The organism is Agrobacterium bohemicum (assembly GCF_001562555.1).
GTDB classification, from domain to species: domain Bacteria; phylum Pseudomonadota; class Alphaproteobacteria; order Rhizobiales; family Rhizobiaceae; genus Agrobacterium; species Agrobacterium bohemicum.
Window position 1 is genome coordinate 85,636 of record NZ_KQ961023.1, and the last position, 16,280, is coordinate 101,915.

The 16,280-nt window shown below is 57.6% G+C and carries 13 protein-coding genes; 9 read left to right on the top strand and 4 right to left on the bottom strand.

Features of this window, described 5'->3' with window-relative positions:
* Positions 1-30 precede the first annotated feature (30 nt).
* The 4 genes from ATO67_RS00440 to ATO67_RS00455 are packed head-to-tail and all read left to right on the top strand — an operon-like array spanning position 31 to position 4,037.
* Positions 31-1,191: an ABC transporter permease gene (locus ATO67_RS00440; protein WP_067642768.1), complete on the top strand. Its 1,161-nt coding sequence runs from the start codon at positions 31-33 to the stop codon at positions 1,189-1,191.
* A gap of 10 nt (positions 1,192-1,201) precedes the next feature.
* On the top strand, positions 1,202-2,032 hold the full coding sequence (locus ATO67_RS00445; protein ID WP_425352170.1) for an ABC transporter ATP-binding protein: 831 nt from the start codon (positions 1,202-1,204) through the stop codon (positions 2,030-2,032).
* 3 nt (positions 2,033-2,035) lie between these two features.
* The gene (locus ATO67_RS00450; RefSeq protein WP_067642774.1) at positions 2,036-3,406 is read left to right on the top strand and encodes an MlaD family protein; all 1,371 of its coding nucleotides are present in this window, start codon (positions 2,036-2,038) and stop codon (positions 3,404-3,406) included.
* Positions 3,407-3,434: 28 nt separating this feature from the next.
* A complete protein-coding gene (locus ATO67_RS00455; protein WP_067644128.1) occupies positions 3,435-4,037 on the top strand; it encodes an ABC-type transport auxiliary lipoprotein family protein in 603 nt (200 codons plus the stop codon).
* Between the two features lie 69 nt (positions 4,038-4,106).
* Here ATO67_RS00455 and ATO67_RS00460 read toward each other — a convergent pair whose 3' ends face one another.
* Both ATO67_RS00460 and ATO67_RS00465 read right to left on the bottom strand, forming a co-directional pair.
* Positions 4,107-4,547, bottom strand: a complete 441-nt coding sequence (locus ATO67_RS00460; protein ID WP_067642777.1) for a PACE efflux transporter — start codon at positions 4,545-4,547, stop codon at positions 4,107-4,109.
* A gap of 176 nt (positions 4,548-4,723) precedes the next feature.
* A complete protein-coding gene (locus ATO67_RS00465) occupies positions 4,724-11,557 on the bottom strand; it encodes an apolipoprotein A-IV repeat region-like domain-containing protein (RefSeq protein ID WP_067642780.1) in 6,834 nt (2,277 codons plus the stop codon).
* Positions 11,558-12,036: 479 nt separating this feature from the next.
* On the opposite strand from ATO67_RS00465, the gene ATO67_RS00470 reads away from it, so the two are divergent.
* Positions 12,037-12,405: an Hpt domain-containing protein gene (locus ATO67_RS00470; RefSeq protein WP_067642783.1), complete on the top strand. Its 369-nt coding sequence runs from the start codon at positions 12,037-12,039 to the stop codon at positions 12,403-12,405.
* A 123-nt stretch (positions 12,406-12,528) separates the two neighbouring features.
* Positions 12,529-12,849 carry a 2Fe-2S iron-sulfur cluster-binding protein gene (locus ATO67_RS00475; RefSeq protein WP_067642786.1) on the top strand — a complete coding sequence of 107 codons (321 nt, stop codon included), beginning with the start codon at positions 12,529-12,531 and terminating at the stop codon, positions 12,847-12,849.
* Positions 12,850-13,174: 325 nt separating this feature from the next.
* Here the strand turns inward: ATO67_RS00475 and ATO67_RS00480 are convergent, their stop codons facing one another.
* Positions 13,175-13,831: a DUF922 domain-containing Zn-dependent protease gene (locus tag ATO67_RS00480; protein ID WP_082760100.1), complete on the bottom strand. Its 657-nt coding sequence runs from the start codon at positions 13,829-13,831 to the stop codon at positions 13,175-13,177.
* Positions 13,832-13,962: 131 nt separating this feature from the next.
* On the opposite strand from ATO67_RS00480, the gene folP reads away from it, so the two are divergent.
* From folP to folK, 3 genes are read left to right on the top strand one after another with little or no spacing between them, the layout of a single operon-like run.
* Positions 13,963-14,829: a dihydropteroate synthase gene (gene folP / locus ATO67_RS00485; protein ID WP_067642789.1), complete on the top strand. Its 867-nt coding sequence runs from the start codon at positions 13,963-13,965 to the stop codon at positions 14,827-14,829.
* A complete protein-coding gene (gene folB, locus ATO67_RS00490) occupies positions 14,826-15,191 on the top strand; it encodes a dihydroneopterin aldolase (protein ID WP_067642792.1) in 366 nt (121 codons plus the stop codon). The genes folP and folB overlap by 4 nt, the downstream gene beginning before the upstream one ends.
* 4 nt (positions 15,192-15,195) lie before the next feature.
* Positions 15,196-15,711 carry a 2-amino-4-hydroxy-6-hydroxymethyldihydropteridine diphosphokinase gene (gene folK / locus ATO67_RS00495; protein ID WP_067644135.1) on the top strand — a complete coding sequence of 172 codons (516 nt, stop codon included), beginning with the start codon at positions 15,196-15,198 and terminating at the stop codon, positions 15,709-15,711.
* A gap of 14 nt (positions 15,712-15,725) precedes the next feature.
* On the opposite strand, the gene ATO67_RS00500 is transcribed toward folK, so the two are convergent.
* Positions 15,726-16,280 (bottom strand): hypothetical protein, encoded by a 555-nt coding sequence (locus ATO67_RS00500; RefSeq protein ID WP_067642795.1) that lies wholly within the window; start codon positions 16,278-16,280, stop codon positions 15,726-15,728.

The following is a 16,280-nucleotide window of genomic DNA, read 5'->3' on the forward strand; positions in this document are numbered from 1 at the left end:
CTTTAATAAGCTGCATTCGCTTGGAGCAAGATGCAAGAACCTGAAGCACGGCAACCGGCGCAACCGGCAGCGATCTCGGCGGATAACGACGCGAACGGCGGCTCTGCGCGTTACGTTCTGACTGGCTCATGGCGCAACGCTCATGTCAGTTCGGTTCTTGGCGACATTGAAAAAATCGAAAAATCTGGCGCCAACGGTTCGATCGTGGTCGATCTTTCGGGTGTCGAGAACATCGATACGACAGGCGCATGGCTGTTGCAGCGCATGCGTCACAGGCTGGGAAAAGCCGGTGGGCAGGTGGCATTCGAGGGCAATGAACAGGTCGAGGGGATCATATCCTCTCTGCCGGAAGAAGCGCCTCTGCCACCCAAAGACACGACCAAACACAGTCTGAGCGAACGCATCTTCTCGCCTGTCGGCAAGAATGTCGTTCAGGCAGGCGCTGATTTTCTGGCGGGCATGTATATTCTGGGCTCCGCTGTTCGCGGCGCGCAGATGAAGCTGGGGCGTGGGCGCGGTGTTTCTCCTGCCGCCATCGTCAACCAGATCGATCATATGGGCGTTCGGGCCGTCCCGATCATTCTGCTTATGTCGTTTCTGATCGGTGCGATCATTGCCCAGCAGGGTGCGTTCCAGCTGCGGTATTTCGGTGCTGAAGTCTTCGTGGTCGACCTTGTCGGTATTCTGCAACTGCGTGAAATCGGTGTGCTGTTGACCGCCATCATGATCGCTGGCCGTTCGGGAAGCGCGATCACCGCCGAAATCGGCTCGATGAAAATGCGCGAGGAAATCGACGCGCTGAAGGTCATCGGCCTCAATCCGGTGGGCGTGCTGGTGTTTCCGCGTCTGGTCGCGCTGACGATCGCGCTGCCGCTTTTGACAATCATCGCCAACTTTGCTGCGCTGTTCGGGGCTGCAGTCGTTTCGCTGCTCTATTCTGGCATCACGTTCGAGGTTTTCCTGTCACGCCTGCATTCCGCCGTGGAAATTTCCACCATTGCATCTGGCATGATCAAGGCGCCGTTCATGGCGTTGATCATCGGCATTGTTGCAGCGGTCGAGGGTATGAAGGTGGGTGGTAGTGCCGAATCCCTCGGTCAGCATGTCACGTCCTCAGTCGTGAAATCCATTTTCGTCGTGATCCTGGTCGATGGCGTCTTCGCCATCTTCTATGCAGCTATCGATTTTTAGGGAGATGCTGTTGCAGGATCACGAAACAACGAAAAGCAAAAACAAGGATCGTGAGGTCGTTCTCTCGGTTGAAGGGGCGACCGTGTCATTCGGTGACAAGGTTGTTCTGGACAAGCTCGATCTCGATGTCTATCGCGGCGAAATCCTTGGCTTCATCGGTCCATCCGGTGCTGGAAAATCCGTTTTGATGCGCGCTATTCTGCGCCTCATTCCGCGCCAGGGCGGTACCATCAAGATTCTCGGGACCGACTACGACAAGGCGACGGACGAGGAGCGCATGGGGCTCGATACCCGCCTTGGTGTGCTGTTTCAGCAGGGTGCGCTGTTTTCCGGCCTGACGGTGAAAGAGAACATTCAGCTGCCGATGCGCGAGTATCTCGACCTGCCGCAGTCACTGATGGACGAGCTTGCTGCTCTGAAGATCGATATGGTTGGCCTGGCAGCGGATGCTGCCGACAAATATCCATCTGAATTGTCCGGTGGCATGATCAAGCGCGCGGCCCTAGCACGTGCATTGTCTCTCGACCCGGATCTGGTTTTTCTGGACGAACCGACATCGGGCCTAGACCCCATCGGTGCGGCAGAATTTGATATGCTGATCGCGCGGCTTCGTGATTCGCTGGGTTTGACCGTCTACATGGTGACGCACGATCTCGACAGTCTGTTTTCGGTCTGTGATCGCATCGCGGTTCTGGGCAACAATAAGGTTGCAGTGGAAGGCACACTCGAGGAAATGTTCGAAAGCGACGATCCTTGGGTTCAATCATATTTCCGCGGAAAGCGGGCACGTGCCGTCGTCCTTCCTGATGGCACGCAACACATTCCGGGGAGTGACGAGTAAGTCATGGAAACCAAGGCAAACTACACCATTGTGGGAATTTTCACGCTGATCGTGATCGCTGCCGCTTTCGGTTTCGTCTACTGGATGGCCGAATTCGGGCGTGGTGGTCCGACTGCTCAATTGACAATCCGCATTCCAGGCTCTGCCAATGGTCTTTCCGTCGGTTCGCCGGTGCGGTTCAACGGTATTCCCGTGGGTACGGTTCGCGGCCTGTCCATCGACCGCGATGATCCCGCCTACTCGATTGCGTTTACGGAGGTGCAGGCCGACGCGCCGGTGTTTCCTTCCACCCGTGCGGTGCTGGAAATCCAGGGCCTGACAGGTGCCGCCTATATCGAGCTTTCCGGCGGTCGCAACAATGAAGAGCGGATTTTGCAGAAGTCGTTCGACACCGGCGTACCTGCTGAGTTGACCGCTGACCTCTCAAGCGTGACCAACCTTCTGGCAACGGCTGACAAGATACTGAAACGCGCCGACGGTGCCATTGGTGAGTTGCAGGGCTTCGTACAGGATGCGCGCGGGCCTTTGACGCAGACCGTTCGCAATGCCGAAAAATTCTCAGATGCGCTTGCCTCCAACTCAGACGGTATCGAGAACTTTCTGGAAAGCCTGAGTTCTCTATCAACGACCGTACAATCCGTTTCCGTTCGTCTGGACGGCACTTTGACGGCAGTTGAGGGGCTGGTGAAATCCGTCGATTCGGAAAAGATCGATTCGATCCTGACCAATGTCGACAAGGTGACGTCTGATGTCGCCGAATCCTCGGGTGGAATTCAGGACATCATGTCGACCGTGCAGCGCACGTCACGCAATTTCGAGCAGGCAAGTGCGGAAGTGCAGACTGTCGTGAAACGTGCGGACCAGTTGCTTGCATCGGTTGACGCCAGCAAGGTCAGCAACGCCGTGGAAGATGTCGCTGCGGCCACTTCGGACGTTCGTCAGGCAATCTCTACCTTCCGCCAGATCGCAGATGATGTCGGCACCCGTCGCCCTGATATTGATCAGGCAATTGCCGATTTCACCGATATGTCGCGCAAGTTGAATGCGGCTTCCAGCCGTGTTGATGGTATTTTGGCGAAAGTTGACGGATTGCTTGGAACCGATGATGCCAATTCGCTTTTCTCCAAGGCGCGTGAGACGCTTGCCTCCTTCAAGGCCGTCGCCGACAATATCAATATGCGCGTTGGTCCTATCGCCGACAATCTGGCGCGGTTCTCCAGTTCGGGCCTGAAAGACTTCCAGGCTTTGATTGGCAGCACACGCCAGACAGTCGACAATCTGAACAACACGATCACAAATTTCGATCGCGATCCGCAGCGCCTGATCTTTGGCGGCGAGAACGTGAAACAGTATGACGGCCGGACAAGGCGTTGACGGGGGTAGGACATTGAAGGTTTCGCTGATGCGCTGGCAGGGTTCGGCCCCGACCAAAATTGTGATGATGCTGCCTCTTATGGCTGGCCTTCTGGCCGGTTGCGGCGGTGCTGCCAAGAACGACACGTTTGATCTGTCCGTGTCATCGGGCACTGTGACGCAGGCTCCATCGTTCCGCTCACGCCAGCTTCTGATTGCCGAGCCAACGGCCCTGAAGGCGCTGGACAGCGAGAATATCGTTGTGCGCCTTTCAGGCTCGGAAGTGCAATATCTGGGCAGTTCGCAATGGAGCGATCGCCTGCCACGCATGGTGCAATCCAAGCTCGTGGAAGCCTTCGAGGACACAGGTAAGCTCGGCGGCGTCGGCCGTCCCGGGCAGGGTCTCGCTATCGACTATCAGGTCGTTACCGATATCCGCGCCTTTGAGGTCGACACAGCAAAGAACCTTGCGACGATCGAAATTTCGGTGAAGTTGCTGAACGACAAGAACGGCACCGTGAAAGCGCAGGAGGTGTTCCGCTCCACCGCCCGCGTCAGCGGTTCGGGCAATGCGAATTTCGTCAAGGCGCTCGACAACGCGTTTGCATCGACCTCACGAGAGATTGTCGCCTGGACGCTGCGGTCTCTCTGACGACATCGCATTTGAGAACAAACGCCGTGCGTTGCGAAACGCACGGCGTTTTGATTCGTGGCGATGGGGTCAGCGCTTCGCCAGAGGCTCGGTGTTCCATTCGGGCAAAGGAAACAGCCGGTCGTAGCACCAGTTGAAAACAAACGCATAGACGACGTAGAACAGCGCAAAGGACACGTCCATGACGAGGGCATGGATGAGGCTGACGTTCAGATACCAGGCGATGAATGGCATGAGAACGACCAGCAAGCCCAGCTCGAAAATGACCGCATGTGCCACGCGCGCCAGCATCGTTTTTTGCGTCGTGCCACGCCAGCGCTGCATGGTTTTGTCAAAGCCGAGATTATAGAGGTAATTCCAGATGGTTGCCGCTGTGGCGCTGACGATGCCGACGATGCCTATGTCCGTCACGGGTATCTCGAAGGCGATAGCGCCGAGCGGTATGATCAGCAGAAGGCCAATGATTTCGAAGGAAATGGCGTGGCGAACGCGGTCTTTGATGGAACGCATGGGGGTACTCCCGATGTATCGGGTCGTCCCGAGTTTCAATCATCATGCCGGGGTCGTCCCCGTGGGCGTGATATAGAGCTTCGGCAGAACCGCTTCAAGCTCATTGCTAATATACAGCCAAAGAAAAAGCCCCAAAGAATTGTTCTTCGGGGCTTTATATTCGAGATGTCTGCGCCTTAGCTGAAGCGTCCTGCCGCGTGCGCAAGCATGGTATAGACCTTGCCGGTGTCTGAGGTGAGGTATGATTGCGTGACGGTGCGGTCACGGTCTGTCCTTGCGACGTCAGCAAGCAGCTTTTCGAAATCGGAGATATAGCGATCGACAGCGGTCCGGAATTCCGTTTCGCGTTCATACTTGCGCTTGATCTCGTCGAATGTCTGCTGGCCCTTGAGCGTGTAGAGGCGGCGCGTGAACACGTCGCGTTCACCGCGCTGGTAACGGCCCCACAATTCCACCGATGCATCGTGGTCGATGGCGCGAGCAATATCGACAGACAGCGAGTTCAAAGACTCCACGACATGGCGGGGATTGCGATTGTCCGTGGCGCGGGTCTGCGGTTCTTGAGCAGGACGCGGCGTGGGCGCAGTTTGGCCCGTCACATCCTGACCATCACGCGAGGCACCGCGCAGGAGATCGCTGATCCAGCCACCACCTTCTTCGCGGCGCTGAGCAGGTGCGGCAAAACCTGCCTGTGGCGGTACCGGGCGAGTTTCCAGCGGCGCCGTGTTGCGTATGACAGGTGCAGAGGCCGTGACCGGAGCTGGTGGCTGCGGCTGTGGTTGCGGGGCTGGGCGGGCTGCGACGGGCGCAGCCGCGACAACCGGTGCTGCGACCTGGGCTGGCTGTTCGCGCGTTTCGGCGCGTGGCTGCGGCTGAACCGGAGCAGGCTTGGTGGCAGCGATGGCACGGGCTGCCGGTTCGGAAATTTCCAGCTGCTGCGTCGAGCGACCGACGAGTTGGGAAATGTCCTGCAACGCCTTGATCTGCTCGGAAACGGCACGGCGCATAGCAGCCGCACTTTCCTTGGCTTCTTCCGGCAGGTCAAAGGCACCGCGCTTCAGTTCCGCACGGGTCGAGTCGAGTTCCTTGCGGATGTCGACACTGGAGCGGCGGATTTCGTCCGTTGCGCCGGCAAAGCGAGTGACGGCTTCTTCAACCGCTTCGCGCAATGTTTCGCGCATGACGGCTGCGGCAGCGCTGGACTTGTCTGTCGCGCTTCCCATCAGCTTGTCGACATCAGATAGCGAGGAGGCAACGCCGCCGCGAAGACGGTTGACCAGCTCATCGGAGTACTTCTGCGCGTTGGCCATCGTGCCTTCGATGGAGCGGCTGGCGTCCTGACCGGCAGAGAGAAGCGCGCCACGCATATTCTGCGCTGCCTGTTGTGCTCTCTGTTCGGTTTCGTCGAGCGATTGACCGATCTGATCGAAGGTGGACCCCAGATTTTCGCGAAGGTTGCCAGCGACATTTGCCGAACGCTGCTCCGCCTGCGCAATTGTCTGCTCGACAGCGCTCATGACGCCGCGCATCGAGGTTTCAATTTCTTCGGAGCGGGTCAGGAGGCCAACGGAGAGCGACCGCAGGGCTTCCTGGCGTTCTTCCAGTGTGCCTGCAAGGCTCGTCTGTGCGGCACTAAGCAGTTCAGAGGCCTGTGACAGAACGGTGGAGTGTTCTTCGAAACGACCGACGATGCCTGCGACCTGCGAAAGCGTCTGACCTGAGATATTGGCTAGGCGATCGATCTTTCCCTCCAGCAGGCGGCTGGAGCTGGACACCATATCCGACGCGCGGGATGCAGATTCCGAGAAGCTGGACGCAGCCGTGTTGAGAGAGTTGTCTGCCGCGCGGAATTCCTGAGTGGCACGAACGACTGCGACATTGAGGTTGTCGACCGCGTCAGACACGACATTCGCCATGCCGGTATGGGTTTCCGACAGTTTGGCCGTGCTCTGACGAGTGGCATCGACCAGACGGTCGGCAGCCTCGTTGCCAGCCTTGGCGTAATCACCAATTGCCTGTTCGACAAGTTGAGCCATGCCGCTGTTACTTTCGGCTAGCAGACTTGCGCTCTGCTGCGCGGCAGTAACGATCTTCTCGGCGGCGTTTTGACCAATCGTCGCATATTCGTTGACGAGGGGCTTTGCCTTTTCTTCTATGAGGCGGGACAGTTCCGCAGAACGGCTCGCCAGCATCGAGTTGAGTTCGCGGGTGCGGGTATCGAGCGTCGAGCGAATGGACTCGCCGCGCGCATCGAGTGAGCTTTCGACGCCTGAGAGCGTGTCGGAAATGGCGCCAACCTGCGAGCGGACGATGGCTTCAGCTTCGGCAACCTTGTTGACGATGGCGTTGCCAGCTTCCGAGAAGGTCTGTGCGACGGCTGCGGCCTGGCCGGAGAGGCGACCCTGGGCATCGGAAATGCGCCCGACGATTTCATTCGAGCGCTGTTCGATGGCGCTCGCGAACTCATCATTGCGCGCCCGGACCTGATCGGCAAATTCCGAACCGGTCTTGGCCAGACGTTCAGCCGAGCGATTGGCTTCGCCATCCATCGTTTCCGCCGCGTTTACGACAGCGTCACGCAAGCTGACGGCGAGGCCCGTTGCTTTGCCTTCAATGGTGCGATTGACATTTTCGAGGCCGATGTTCAGTGCGCGATCCATCGTACCGAGGCGTTCATCGATGCGAGCCGTGCCGGTGTCGAAGACACTGGCGATACGCTGCGTGGCGTCTTCGCTGGTGCGAACAAAAATCTCCGTCTTGCCGTCCAACGTATCGGAAATTTTGCGGCTGGCATCTTCTATGGATGCATTGACGTTACCGAGATCGGTCTGGATCCGGGTCTGCAGCGCACCAATATTGCTTTCCAGCTGGGCACCTGTCTCATCGAGACGCGTGGAAACCTGGCTGACGGACTGCTCGACACGTGACGACAGGGTGTCAGCGGCACTACCGATTTCACGGGCTGCATCGCCCATCTTGATCGCCACATCGCTGGCGCTGTTGCGCAACCGCTCTTCGAGGTTGGCACCGCTGGTGTCGATGGTCTGCTGAAGCGCTTCCTGCTGTGTTTCGAGGGAAATTTCCAGCATGCTGGCGCTCGAAGCGATCGTAGTGCCGATGGACATTGCCTGTTCGGACAGGAGGTCGCTCATACGCTCCTGCGCGGCACCAAGCGTGTCGCTCAGCGCGCCGTGATGCTGGTCGAGCGTTGTGCGAAGTTGGTCGTGCGAGGAAACGAGATTGTTTTCCATACGCGATACACCGCTCTCCATCGTCTCGGAGAAGCGGCCTGCGCCGCCTTCGATGGCGGTTTCGATGCGGGTGGCGGCAATGCCGACGGTCTGCTCTATCAGATCGCTGTTGCGCTCTACAGTTCTGGTGATGGCATTGGCCTGAACGCCCAGCATCGTGTCGAGGCGAAGATGACCGACGGAAAGCGCTTCATCAAGGGTAGCAGCGGTCGAGGCCAGACGCTGCTCTGCGCCAACGACGGACTGGGTGATCGCAGCGGTGCGATTGTCCAGCGTTTCAGTCATGCGCTCTTCGGCGCCTGATATCGCCATGTCGATGGCCATTGTGCGGCTGTCGAGTGCGTCCGCGATGCGTTCTTCCACGCCGGAAACTGCGTTGGTGAGGGCAACGGTACGGCTATCCAGTGTATCTGCAATGCGTCCTTCAACGCCGGATACAGCACTCGTGAGCGCACTCGTGCGGCTGTCCATGGTTTCGGCAAGGCGCTCTTCGGCAGATGAGAATGCCATGTCGATGGCCATGGTACGGCTGTCGAGTGTGTCTGCGATCCGTTCCTCAACGCCGGAAACCACGCTGTTGAGCGCTGCCGTTCTGCTGTCGAGCGTTTCGGAAATGCGGTTTTCAACGCCCGACACAACCGTGTTGAGCGCAGCCGTTCTTGAATCCAATGTCTCTGCGATGCGCTCTTCCGCACCGGAGAAAGCCATGTCGATGGCCATGGTACGGCTGTCGAGTGTGTCGGCAAGGCGTTCTTCGACACCGGAAACGACGCTGTTGAGTGCGCTCGTGCGGCTATCCATCGTTGCAGCGATACGCTCTTCCGCACCGGAGAATGCCATGTCGATAGCCATTGTACGGCTGTCGAGGGTATCGGCGAGGCGTTCTTCGACGCCGGAAACGACGCTATTAAGCGCGCTCGTGCGGTTATCCATGGTTTCGGCGATACGCTCTTCTGCACCGGAGAAAGCCATGTCGATAGCCATCGTGCGGCTGTCGAGTGTGTCCGCGAGGCGTTCTTCGACGCCGGAAACGACGCTGTTCAGCGCACTCGTGCGGCTATCCATGGTTTCAGCGAGACGTTCTTCCGCAGAGGAGAATGCCATGTCGATGGCCATCGTGCGGCTGTCGAGTGTGTCCGCGATCCGCTCTTCGACACCGGATACGACGCTGCTCAGGGCGGCCGTGCGGCTATCGAGGGTTTCGGCAATGCGGTCTTCAACGCCGCTGACGACGTTGGTCAGTGCCGTCGTGCCATTCTGAATAGTATCAGAGATGCGGCTTTCGACGCCTGAAACAACCGTGTTGAGTGCGGCTGCTCTGGTGTCAAGTGTTTCCACCAGACGTTCTTCCGCAGACGAGAATGCCATGTCGATGGCCATTGTGCGGCTATCGAGCGTGTCTGCAATACGCTCTTCAACACCTGAAACGGCACTTGTCAGCGCGCCCGTGCGGCTGTCGATTGTTTCGGCAAGACGTTCTTCTGCCGTCGAAAACGCCATGTCCAGCGCCATGGTGCGGCTGTCGAGCGCATCTGCGATGCGTTCTTCGACGCCCGATACGACACTGTTGAGAGCCGAGGTGCGGCTATCCAGTGTCTCCGCGATGCGCGTTTCGGCACCCGATACGACATTGGCGAGAGCCGCTGTTCTGCTTTCGAGCGTGTCGGCAATACGGTCTTCCACACCGGCAACGGCGTGGTGGATTGCGGCTGTACGGACATCGAGCGTGTCGGCCAGACGTTCCTCGACGCCCGAGACGGCGCCGGTAATGGCGGCGGCACGGCTGTCGAGGGTTTCTGTCAGGCGACGCTCGACATCGGCAACGATGCTGTTGATGGCAGCGGCGCGCTCATCAAGAAGAGCTGCCAGATGTTCGGCTGAGCCCGAAACGGAGCCGGTGATGCTTTCCGTGCGGCTGGCCAGCGCGCTGTCGAAACGCTCCTGGCTGGCGGTGAGGGCGCTGAACAAAGCGTTGCTGCGCTCCTGGAATACGGCATCAATATTTTGATGTGTATTGCTGAATGCACCGGTAATTTCCGCCGTGCGGGCACCAATGGCATTGCTCAGATCACGAGTGTGATTTTCGAGCGTACTTTCCAGCATTTCCTGGCTGGTGCCCAGAGTCGTTGCCAGCGCAAACGACTGGTCGGTGAGAGCGGTGCTGAGGCGTTCGATACCGGAGTTCAGCGTGCCGTCGATGCTATCGGTACCACCCGCAACGGTTTCGTTGATACGGGCGAGGCTTTCCATCAGCTTGCTGTCGAGGCTGCCTGCGCGTTGATCGAAGGCGCTGGTGAATTCGGCCACGCGCTCATCGAAGGCGGAGTTGACGAGGCCAACCGTGGTCTGGAGCTTTTCTTCGAACAGGCCCGACCGCAGGTCGAGATCCATGATCGCGTCATCGGCGGAGCTTTGCAGGTTCTGGCGGAACGAAAGGCCTTTTTCTTCCAGTGTCGTTGTCAGCTTGTCGAGAACATTATCCAGCGAGCCGCCAATGATGGCCTGGCCGCGCTCGATGTTCTGACCGAGTTCGAGCGTCCGCTTGGAAAGCGTATCGTTGAGAAGACGGGTGCGCTCTTCCAGCGTTTTGTTGAGGTTTTCCGTGCCCGTGCTGATATTGGACGCCTGTGTGGCGAATTGGTCCAGAAGCAGGCGGCCACGATCATCCAGTGTCGTGCTGAGATCGTGCAGGCGCAGATCGAATTCGTTCGAAATGGCAGCGCCAGAAGAATTCAGTGCCTTGAGAAGATTATCGGTCTTGGAGGCAATGAGGCTGCCCATGGCTTCCGAAGAGGCGCGCGACTTTTCGAGAAGCGCGGCGGACCGCGTATCTATCAGCGAGGCGAAAGCTTCGCCGCTGGTCGCCAGGCGCATCGAAAGCTCTTCACCGACGATGGAGAGCTCTTCCTTGATCTGGTCCTGTGCACCCATGATGGACGAGCGAATACGCTCTGCATGATTGATGATGGCGTCGCGCTCTGCGCTGAGTTCCTCAACGAGGCTGCGGACGCGGGTTTCATTGTCGGCATAGCTGCGCTCGAGAGCATTGACTTCGGAATGGACGAGCGTTTCAAGCTCGGTGGCTCGGGCAATCGTGCGCTCGATGCCATCGTTCATTGCGGAAACTTCACGGCGAACGGCCTGACCAACGGACATGATGCGTTCGGACGCGATGGTTTCCGGCTCAGAGAGGCGAAGTGCGACTTCGGCCATGGAACGTGCAGCGTTGCGCAGATCGCGGGCGCGCGCCATCATGAGGGCGAAGGCAAAGAACAGCATGATCGGAACGATGACGCCGATGATGATCGCCATGACGCCGGGAACGGCAAAAAGCTCCGCAATAGAGCTGACATTCCAGATCAGGTTTCCGTAAAGGACGTGTGCAAGGCCAGCACCCGCAATGGCCCACAAAACCGAAACAATGCCTGCATTGCGCAGTGCGCCCGTCACGGAACCAGCGTCCAAGGATTTGAGGATCATGGCAGGGCTGCGCTTTGAGCCGTCATTGGCTGCTTCGAGAGATGGCGATCTCGGGGCTTGCTCGGCAGCGGCAGGTCGTTGTTGCTGTGGCTGTTCCGCGGGGCGTGTCTTTTCTCTTTCAGGCGCTCTTGGCTTTTCTGGCACTCTGGCCTCCGCAGACTTTGGAGTGGACCTCTTGCGAGGCTCCGGCTGGGTTTCGTACGCGCCGAGTTGCAAGGCATCTTCAAGTGCCTGAAATGCAGTCTCGTCAATCGAGTCGCTGATCTTATTATTCGCCATGCGGTTACGCCTCGTTACATATACGCCCGGCCTCATGCCGTGCACCCCATCGCCGCCTTGCTCAGGGATATCCGCCATCATGCCTCAAGACACGATACCTTGCGGGTATATAGTGCCTCGTTTCTTACCAATTCCCTGAGAGCCGGTGATCAGGCACACAGACAAACCAATTTACGCACCGAAATTCACGTAACCGGACTTAGGTCATGCGAGACGGCAGTACCGTAGTGACACATTCGAGGCTTTTAAACAATTAAGCCACAAGAGCGCATTGGCCAAGTGGCGGTTTGTTAACAGTTTTTAAACTCTAGCGGCGCGCTGAAAGCCTTGTTTCATATAAGCTTACCATAAATTAACCATAGCGGAAGATTTCCACGGTTCTCATGCCCCATTTTCATCTCATCCTAGGCTTACCTGGGTAGAACCAGCACATATGTGCCTCAAAACAAGAAACATGATCCAACCGAGGAAACTTTAAAATGGCAGCGGTGAGTATAGCATTTGATGCCCCAGACAATTTTGGCGGCGTACAGCGAATGAGCAGCAAGCCCATAGACTTCGCACACCTGTCGCGCCAGACGATGGGAGACAAGGAGTTGGAGATCGAAATCCTTCAGCTCTTTACGCGCAATGCGCGTACCTTGTTGCATGATCTCGCCACCGCCAACGAAATTGAGATGAAGGGTATCGCGCATCGTCTAAAGGGTTCGGCAGATGCTGTAGGGGCTTTTCAGGTGGCGGCAGCAGCCGAGGCCATTGAAAGCGGCAGCCGAGATGTGGCCGCGCTTTCCAAAATCGCGACGACCGTGATCGAAGCCGAGAATTTCATCCTGAAGCTCTGCCGCTAGTCTTTCTCTGCACAAATCTTTTCAGGCCGGTTTCGCTTGGCAACCGCATTCACGGGTTGCCAAGCGGGGCCGGTCTTTCTATTTGTTTAGAAACATTCTCAACACGTTTCTGGATTGCCCGACATGACCAAACTGACCATCGTTGCCTTCGACGGCACGCAGCATGACCTTGATGTGAGCAACGGCTCTACCGTCATGGAGGTTGCCGTTCGAAGCTCCATTCCCGGCATCGACGCCGAATGCGGTGGTGCCTGCGCCTGCGCAACCTGTCATGTCTATGTCGACGATGCATGGTCGGATCGGGTCGGTCCGCCTGAACCTATGGAAGAGGACATGCTGGATTTCGCCTTCGATGTTCGTCCTACATCGCGGCTTTCCTGTCAGATCAAGATGTCGGATGCGCTGGATGGTCTGGTCGTGCACGTACCGGAACGTCAGGGCTGATCGGCACCCGTCAACTCTTGTCAGCCACAAAAAGCCTCGCCTTCCGTTTTGCCGGACAAGCGAGGCGAGGTGGGCACGTCACCATCAGGCGAAGGAGGAGGCACCTGCGGTTCTGGACGCGCCGGGAGAGCAAAAACGACAGTCGCGGCACAATGATCAAATTAAGGGTATTTCCGCCTTCATTGATACGTGAGTCGTGCAATTGCATCCACGACTAGAACTCAATGATCATTATCCGGCGAAGCGCACTCAGTGCTCAATCTCTCGCTGAGATATCGATTTAAGAAAATTCCGCAAGTGCCCGGTATTATTCCAACTGCATGAACTATCGCGCGGATGTGTTCTGCTGCATTCGATGTGTCAGCAAACGTGTCATGCGCGCATCGAAGTTTTTCGATTCCACGATATCGAAGCGCAACTGGTCCTTGTCGTGCGCCGCCATCACCTCCTGCGTCGTTTTGGTGACAAGCGCTTGCATGTCCTCACATTCTGTCTGTGGACGAAGGGATTGCAGCCGCTTTTCCAACATGCGTGCGTAGGTGCGGGAAATTTCGGCGTGGCGCTCTTCATGACGTTTGATATCGGCAGCCAGCGTATCCCATATCAGGCCAAGCTCTGCGCTGGTGCGGCGCCGGTTCGTCCAGCGGGGAAGCAGGATTTTCGTATGCAGCGTCACCTTCACCGTGCCGACGCCACAGCGACCGTTCTTCTCGACATAGGTCAACTCACCACCGAATTTGATTTCCGTGGCACCGGGATGGCGTGCGCCGGTGGCCTTCGTCATCGGGCCACGGTGCGATAATTCACGATCCAGATCTTCAGCTGTCCGTCCACCGACTTTGAAGTAGGAGAAGGATTTGCTCATGAGCGTTTCGGCGCGTGCCTGTGGTGGTGAGGACAGCAAAGTCGCACCGGCAGCTATAGCGCAGACCATACGGGACAAATGGACCTTCCAGTTGAACTTCGAGGGTGATTGCGCCATAGAGCCAATGCTTCCACTATGCGCAGGAGACTCTGTGACAATCGGTGTTGAATTATGAACCGGGGGTGCAGGCGGAGTGAAGACGATATGAATGGCGGGCACTCCGTTATTCCGGAAAGGCGTGATGTTACGTGATAACAGCCAGTGACAATGTGTGGCAAGTCGCGCACGGGCGCTCCCTGAAACTTGATGGGGATGGCCTTATTATGGCTATCGTCAATGCCACGCCGGACTCATTTTCCGACGGTGGGCGATATCTTGCGGCCGATCTGGCCATTGCGCACGCTTTGGACTGCGTGACCAAGGGTGCACACATCATCGATATCGGCGGAGAATCGACCCGGCCCGGCGCGGCTGGTGTGAGTGAGCAGGAAGAGCAGGACCGCGTCCTGCCAATTATTGAGAGGCTGTCTGGCGTAACGGACGCCTTGATTTCTGTAGACACCTATCGCGCCTCGACGGCGAGGCTTGCGGTGGAGGCCGGCGCGCATATCGTCAACGATGTTTTCGGTCTTCAAAAAGATGCTGCTATGGCTAATGTCGTCGCTGAAACCGGGGCAGGGGTTTGCATCATGCATACGGGCCGCGAGCGTGAGAAATTGCCGGATGTGATTGCCGATCAGTTCGCTTTTCTCAACACTTCGCTGGATATTGCGGATAAGGCGGGCATTTCCCGCAGCGCCATCATACTCGATCCCGGCTTTGGATTTGCCAAGGACACGGATGAAAATGTTCTGTTGATGTCGCGTTTCGATGAGCTTTCCCGCTTCGGTCTGCCTATTCTGGCGGGAACGTCACGCAAACGTTTTATCGGCGCTCTGACGGGACGCGACGGAGCCGAGGATCGCGATATCGGGACTGCCGCGACCACGGCGATACTTCGCATAGCGGGGGCGATCGTTTTTCGTGTACACAATGTGGAGATGACCAGAGACGCTCTGGCTGTTGCCGACGCCGTTCTGAGACAAAAGAAAAACAAAGGGGATGGGCGGTTATGAGCCTTTACACGATAGTCTTGAAGAACTGCTCGTTTTTTGCCCGCCATGGCCTGCTGGAGCAGGAAGAGACGCTGGGGCAGCGTTTCTTTGTGGATGCGGAGATGGAGGTCGAGGCGGGAAACGCGCTGGAGACTGACAATATCGAAAATACCGTGGATTACGGCGTTGCCTTCGACGTCATCGAAAAGATCGTCGCCGGTCAGCGGCGTTACCTTATCGAGGCCTTGGCAAATGACGTCGCGACCGCATTGCGCAAACGGTATCCACAAATCGTGCGGGTCAAGATCACGGTTCGCAAGCCATCCGCACCCGTACCTGGCATTCTGGACTACGCACAGGTGAGCGTCGAACAGCATGGCTGATGGCATGACCCTGGCGGCGCTGGGTTTGGGTGGCAATATCGGTAATCCGCCTGCCGCCATGTCACAGGCGCTGGACACCTTTGCAAACCACGAAAACTGTCGCCTGTTGGCCGTCTCTCAGCTTTACAGCACGCCGCCATGGGGAAAGACGGATCAAGCCGATTTCTTCAATTGCTGCGCAACGGTCGAAACCTCGCTTACGGCCGAGGAGCTGCTGGACCTGTGTCTGGATATAGAGCGCGGTATGAAACGGGTGCGCAGCGAGCGGTGGGGGCCGCGCACCATCGACATCGATGTACTGACCTATGGCGACAAAACGATCGAGACCGAAAGAGTGGAAATTCCGCATCCACGCATGACGGAGCGCGCATTCGTGCTGATGCCGCTGGCCGATATTGCGCCGCAGATAATGGTCAATGGCAGGTCGGTGACCGACTGGCTGGAAAATGCCGACAAGACCGGTATCCGTATGGCAAACAAAAAACGGGAGTGGTGGACACTCCCGTTCTCGAACGAATGATATACCCGGAAGGCTTACTGCTTGATGGAGCCAACCGCCATCTGGTCGACATTGCGCGCCAGCGTCAGCCCGATGACTGGAACCATCTGGTCCGCGACTTTTACGGAAATGGTGATGTTCATCGAGGTGTTGTCGGTGACGCGTGCTACCATGGCACCGTTCAGCTTCGCGCGGTTGATGCCGACGACGACTTTGTCACCGCTGACCTGACCGGACACGATATCCAGTCCCTTGCCTTCTGAGCCATCGAGAAATTTGCCCTCGTAGCTATTGCCCTTTTTGGCAATGACGGCGGACATCGGCTGCTTGAATACGCCGACGCGGCATGTGCCGCCCAGCTTGATGCCGGTTTCCTTGTCGCCCAGCGGCTCGCCCGTCAGATCGCACGTGAACTTCGTGCCCTTGTATTTTCCGGCAACGATCTCGCCTGGACCGGACCAAACGCCTGCCACGGAGCCGAAGAAGACGTCATCGCGGGATGCGGCCTGAACGTCGGAAACTGCAAGTCCGCCGCTGACGGACATAACGGCGGCAAGTCCGCCCAGTAGCGAAAAGAAGCGCGAATACAT

Bases quoted from the DNA above. Each gene is read 5' to 3' on its own strand.
- ATO67_RS00450 (WP_067642774.1), top strand. From the start codon at position 2,036: ATGGAAACCAAGGCAAACTACACCATTGTGGGAATTTTCACGCTGATC.
- ATO67_RS00480 (WP_082760100.1), bottom strand. From the start codon at position 13,831: ATGGCGCAATCACCCTCGAAGTTCAACTGGAAGGTCCATTTGTCCCGT.
- folB (WP_067642792.1), top strand. From the start codon at position 14,826: ATGAGCCTTTACACGATAGTCTTGAAGAACTGCTCGTTTTTTGCCCGC.
- folK (WP_067644135.1), top strand. From the start codon at position 15,196: ATGACCCTGGCGGCGCTGGGTTTGGGTGGCAATATCGGTAATCCGCCT.
- ATO67_RS00460 (WP_067642777.1), bottom strand. From the start codon at position 4,547: ATGCGTTCCATCAAAGACCGCGTTCGCCACGCCATTTCCTTCGAAATC.
- ATO67_RS00465 (WP_067642780.1), bottom strand. From the start codon at position 11,557: ATGGCGAATAATAAGATCAGCGACTCGATTGACGAGACTGCATTTCAG.
- ATO67_RS00440 (WP_067642768.1), top strand. From the start codon at position 31: ATGCAAGAACCTGAAGCACGGCAACCGGCGCAACCGGCAGCGATCTCG.
- ATO67_RS00470 (WP_067642783.1), top strand. From the start codon at position 12,037: ATGGCAGCGGTGAGTATAGCATTTGATGCCCCAGACAATTTTGGCGGC.
- ATO67_RS00500 (WP_067642795.1), bottom strand. From the start codon at position 16,280: ATGTATTCGCGCTTCTTTTCGCTACTGGGCGGACTTGCCGCCGTTATG.
- ATO67_RS00455 (WP_067644128.1), top strand. From the start codon at position 3,435: ATGCGCTGGCAGGGTTCGGCCCCGACCAAAATTGTGATGATGCTGCCT.
- ATO67_RS00475 (WP_067642786.1), top strand. From the start codon at position 12,529: ATGACCAAACTGACCATCGTTGCCTTCGACGGCACGCAGCATGACCTT.